The sequence below is a fragment of the Empedobacter sp. UBA7494 genome, assembly GCF_002478465.1.
Classification (GTDB): Bacteria; Bacteroidota; Bacteroidia; order Flavobacteriales; family Weeksellaceae; genus Empedobacter; species Empedobacter falsenii_B.
Genome location: NZ_DLOC01000087.1, coordinates 1 through 4,678, shown reverse-complemented (window position 1 = coordinate 4,678; position 4,678 = coordinate 1). Strand labels below are relative to the sequence as shown.

Genomic DNA, 4,678 nt, shown 5'->3' with positions numbered 1-4,678 from the left:
TTTTTTTTTTCGGTTTCATTTATTAATACATTCGAAATTGTATCGGAGGAAATCATTAAATTTAAATCTCTTCCTTCTTTCAATTGAATTTTCATCATATCCAAAAAACCAAAATCAATTCCCATAAATGGAACATTTTTTTTAGATAAAATTGGAAATTTACCAAATCATTTGCAAGCAAAACTTTTACAAGTCATACAGAATAAAGAAATTATTCGTTTGGGAGAAAGTTAACCAAGAAAAGTTGATGTTCGTATAATTGTTGCTACGAATGCGAATCTTGAAGTTTCACAAAATTTATTCCTCAAAAAATTACTGATAATTTAAATAATTTGAATGAAATAGAACGAAATAAAATTGTAGATTATTGTATTTCAGAATTTAATACCGCAAAATATTGAAGTTTAAATTGATCGAAGAATCTTTTATCGATGAAAGTTTTTTGTTTGAACAAGTTTTGATTAACTTAATCAACAAACTGATAATCGATTGCAAATTATTATTCAAGATTATGGACAATTTATTGATGAAGAAATCATTTCCAAAATATTTTTTACCTTTTTATACAACGCGAAAAGACGGCGCAGGAATTGGTTTGACACTTTCTAAAAACATTATAGAAGCGCACAAATTATTTGTATTATCAACAATATGATGGCGTAAAACGTTTTAATATCATTTTAAAGTAATTGGTAAAAAGTGTAACTTTAACCTCTAATTATATAATATTTTCTTGCCAAAATCTTTGGAAATTTGTCCTATAAAATTACTCTTATGAATGCACAAACACTTACTATACCGATTACCAATTTGAATTCAGAAAAAGATGTTGAATTAATCAATAAATTACTTTCTGAAATAGAAAATCTTGATGAATATACTGTGAATTTAGATGCTAAAACTATTAATGTTTCGGCAAAAAAATTATGGAAAGTTTCCCCTAAAATCTATGAAACTTTAAAGCAAAATAACTTCAAAATAGATTCTGTTGAAAAGTCGTATCCCGTTCTCAATATGACGTGTGCTTCGTGTGCGAGTAGTTCTCAAGCGAATCTTAATCGTCAGTTGGGTGTCGTAAATGCAGAAGTGAATTATGGAAATGGAATGGGAAAAATCGAGTATATTCCTACTCTTGTTTCTCCAGAAAATTTGAAAAATGCTTTGGTAGAAGTAGGATATGATTTGGTGATTGATGAGTCTAAAAATCAAGATGAAGAAATAGAACAACTTCACGAAGAAAAGTATAAAACGCTGAAAAATAAAGTGATTTGGGCTTTAATTTTTGGAATTCCTTTATTTATTATCGGAATGTTTTTTATGGATATGCCTTACGGAAATTACATTATGTGGGCACTTTCTACGCCAATTCTTTTCATTTTTGGGCAACAATTTTTCGTCGGTGCTTGGAAACAACTGAAAAATAAATCGGCTAATATGGACACTTTAGTCGCGCTAAGTACTAGTGTTGCTTATATTTTTAGCGTTTTCAATACATTGTTTCCAGAATATTGGCATAGCAAAGGTTTGCACGCACATCCTTATTTTGAAGCTGCTGGTTTAATCATCGTTTTTATCTTGATTGGTAAATTGATTGAAGAACGTGCGAAAGGAAATACTTCCGAAGCGATCAAGAAATTAATCGGATTACAACCTAATACTGTGTCGGTTGTAAAAGATGGAAATCAAGTTGAAGTGAAAATTGAAGATGTACAAATTGGAGATTTGATTGTTGCAAAACCTGGAGATAAAATTGCGGTTGATGGAATTATTGTTTCGGGAGAATCTTTTATCGATGAAAGTTCATTGACAGGAGAACCAATTCCAGTCGAAAAAGGAATTGATGCGAATGTTTTTTCAGGAACTTTAAACCAAAACTCTCCTATTCAATATAAAGCCTTGAAAGTAGGGAATGATACACTTTTGGCTCAAATTATTCAATCGGTTAAAAATGCACAAGGAAGTAAAGCGCCAGTTCAACAATTGGTAGACAAAATTGCAGGTGTTTTTGTTCCGATTGTAATTATCATAGCAATTTTAACTTTTATTACTTGGTTAGTTTTAGGTCAAGAAAATGCCTTAACAATGGCTCTTTTATCGATGATTACCGTTTTGGTTATTGCTTGTCCGTGTGCGCTTGGTTTAGCAACCCCAACTGCAATTATGGTTGGAATGGGAAAAGGTGCTGAGCAAGGAATTTTAATCAAAAATGCCGAGAGTTTAGAATTAGCGAAGAAAATTGATACAATTATTTTAGATAAAACAGGAACAATTACCGAAGGAAAACCGAAAGTTCAAGAATTGGTTTGGTTTGATGATTCTGCTAAAAATATACTTTACACAATCGAAAATAATTCGCAACATCCTTTGGCAAAAGCGATTACAGAACATATTGGTAAGCAAGATATTTTACCTGAACTAAAAATTGAAGATGTATCTGGAAAAGGATTGAAAGCTAATATTTTAAATAACGTTTATTATGTTGGAAAAACAAGTTGGATTACTGAATTAAATATTCAAATTAATGAAAATGTAAAACAAGCTATTCAAGATTTTTCGACTAAAAATTATACAACTTCTTTCTTTGGAAATGATGAAAAAGTTTTGGGATTAATTGGAATTTCTGATGAAATAAAAACAACTTCTGTTGAAGCTATTAAAGCTTTTCACGAAAAAGGAATAGAAGTTTGGATGGTAACTGGTGACAACGAATTTTCTGCAAATGCAATTGCAAAACAAGTCGGAATTGATCAAGTTGTCGCAAATGCTTTGCCAAATGATAAAATGAATATTATCAAAGACTTGCAACAAAAAGGAAAAGTTGTCGCAATGATTGGTGATGGAATTAACGACAGTGCAGCGTTGGCTCAGGCGGATGTTTCGATTGCGATGGGAAATGGTTCTGATATTGCGATTGATGTGGCAGAAGTTACCTTGATTGGCGGAGATTTGACAAAAATCGATCATGCAATTAATTTATCTACGCAAACGGTCAAAACAATTCATCAAAATTTATTTTGGGCATTTATTTACAATGTAATAGGAATTCCAATCGCTGCTGGAGTGCTTTATCCAATTAACGGATTTTTGTTAGATCCTATGATTGCTGGTGCTGCAATGGCTTTGAGTAGTGTAAGTGTTGTAACAAATAGTTTATTGTTAAAGTATAAAAAGATTTAAAAAAGATTTAAAAAAACTTTAAAATATTCATAAAAAAATCGGCTAAATATTTAGTCGATTTTAATCTTCTAATTCTTTGATTTTAACCTTTGAAGAAAAATCAGGATGTTTTGTATTGATTAAATAATTATATTCTTTTGGAATGATTGACGATGGAACTTTGATAACCAAATATTTAAAATCCTGATACCAAGCAGAACCAATCTCTTGTAACTCGGGATAAGCCTCTACAGATTGCCAATTCTTAGGTAATTTAGACTTTTTAATTTCATAAATTTCATCTTCTTCGCAATCAATTTCTATCACTAATAATTTGTACGAGTTATCAATGCTAATAGAACTTCTATGCACCACCAATTTTAAGGTTGAAAGCGCGCGAGAACTTCCTGCATAAATAACAAATTCATCATTTTTATTCCATCTGTTGGCAACTCCAGAAGCTTGTAATGATTTTGAATATCTCGCTTTACGAATATTGTAAACTAACATTGTTAGACGTTTTCTCCGTATTCTATCGCAGTCAAACGATTATCGATAAATTTCAGACCTGAAACTGTATCAAGAAAATCTGCTGGCGATTTTTTATCTAACAAAACATTAGGCGTCGTTAACCATTTCTCGAAATCATCTTTTGTATTGAAAACCTCCAAACCGTGTTTGTATAAAGAAATCAATAAAACAATATGCTCTTTTGTATTATCTTTTAGAGAAACATCTTTCGTTTTATAATTTCTGTATGTACGCGTTGTGATATTTAACCAACTTGAGATTATTTCGTCTTTTAACGTTGATAATTCATCAAGATATTGAATATATTTTTGATCAATATTATAACGATTTACATAAAAATAAACACTCGTAAAATCTCTTACTTCAGGGATTTCATTTATGATTTGTTCGTATTTTTTTAGTTTAACAGTTGCCATAATTTTAAACTTTTACTAAAGTTACAATTTTTCCTCTTAAGAAAGGAACTTTTTCTCAAATTTAAATAAATTTAACAAAAAAAAGAGGTTACCTAAGTAACCTCTTTGTGATATAATGATTTAAAATTTCTTATTTCAAAGAACCAACCATATCTTCTGGTTTAACCCATTCATCAAATTCTTCAGCAGTTACATATCCTAATGCAATAGCAGTTTCTTTTAACGTTGAGTTGTTTTTGTGAGCTGTTTGAGCAATTTCTGCAGCTTTGTAGTAACCAATTTTTGTATTAAGCGCTGTAACTAACATTAATGAATTATCAACTAATTCTTTGATACGATTATAATTTGGCTCGATACCTTGCGCACAATGCTCGTCAAAAGACACACAAGCATCTCCTAATAAACGTGCAGATTGTAAGAAGTTTGCAGCCATAACTGGTTTGAAAACATTCAATTCGTAATGACCTTGAGTTCCTCCAATTGTAATCGCAACATCGTTACCCATAACTTGAGCAGCAACCATTGTTAAAGCCTCACATTGGGTAGGATTTACTTTACCTGGCATGATAGAAGAT

At 30.8% G+C, this 4,678-nt stretch carries 6 protein-coding genes; 3 read left to right on the top strand and 3 right to left on the bottom strand.

All coding sequences use genetic code 11. The features are described 5' to 3' along the window. The first annotated feature begins 87 nt into the window (after positions 1-87). From B4E95_RS13155 to B4E95_RS10320, 3 genes are all read left to right on the top strand, one after another. Positions 88-234 carry a sigma 54-interacting transcriptional regulator gene (locus B4E95_RS13155; RefSeq protein ID WP_407933548.1) on the top strand — a complete coding sequence of 49 codons (147 nt, stop codon included), beginning with the start codon at positions 88-90 and terminating at the stop codon, positions 232-234. A gap of 163 nt (positions 235-397) precedes the next feature. Beyond that, positions 398-655, top strand: a complete 258-nt coding sequence (locus B4E95_RS10325; RefSeq protein ID WP_291074461.1) for a hypothetical protein — start codon at positions 398-400, stop codon at positions 653-655. Positions 656-774: 119 nt separating this feature from the next. After that, positions 775-3,177, top strand: coding sequence for a heavy metal translocating P-type ATPase (locus B4E95_RS10320; RefSeq protein WP_291091428.1), 2,403 nt, complete (start codon positions 775-777; stop codon positions 3,175-3,177). 60 nt (positions 3,178-3,237) lie between these two features. Here B4E95_RS10320 and B4E95_RS10315 read toward each other — a convergent pair whose 3' ends face one another. The 3 genes from B4E95_RS10315 to B4E95_RS10305 all read right to left on the bottom strand — a co-directional run. Continuing rightward, positions 3,238-3,666, bottom strand: a complete 429-nt coding sequence (locus B4E95_RS10315; protein ID WP_286494819.1) for an RES family NAD+ phosphorylase — start codon at positions 3,664-3,666, stop codon at positions 3,238-3,240. 2 nt (positions 3,667-3,668) lie between these two features. After that, the gene (locus B4E95_RS10310) at positions 3,669-4,103 is read right to left on the bottom strand and encodes an antitoxin Xre/MbcA/ParS toxin-binding domain-containing protein (RefSeq protein ID WP_038334185.1); all 435 of its coding nucleotides are present in this window, start codon (positions 4,101-4,103) and stop codon (positions 3,669-3,671) included. A gap of 130 nt (positions 4,104-4,233) precedes the next feature. Continuing rightward, positions 4,234-4,678: lyase family protein (locus B4E95_RS10305; protein WP_291091427.1), on the bottom strand; the 445-nt coding region annotated here is incomplete at its 5' end.

Excerpts from the sequence above, each read along its gene's own strand:
- B4E95_RS10320 (WP_291091428.1), top strand. The coding sequence starts at position 775 with ATGAATGCACAAACACTTACTATACCGATTACCAATTTGAATTCAGAA.
- B4E95_RS10315 (WP_286494819.1), bottom strand. The coding sequence starts at position 3,666 with ATGTTAGTTTACAATATTCGTAAAGCGAGATATTCAAAATCATTACAA.
- B4E95_RS10310 (WP_038334185.1), bottom strand. The coding sequence starts at position 4,103 with ATGGCAACTGTTAAACTAAAAAAATACGAACAAATCATAAATGAAATC.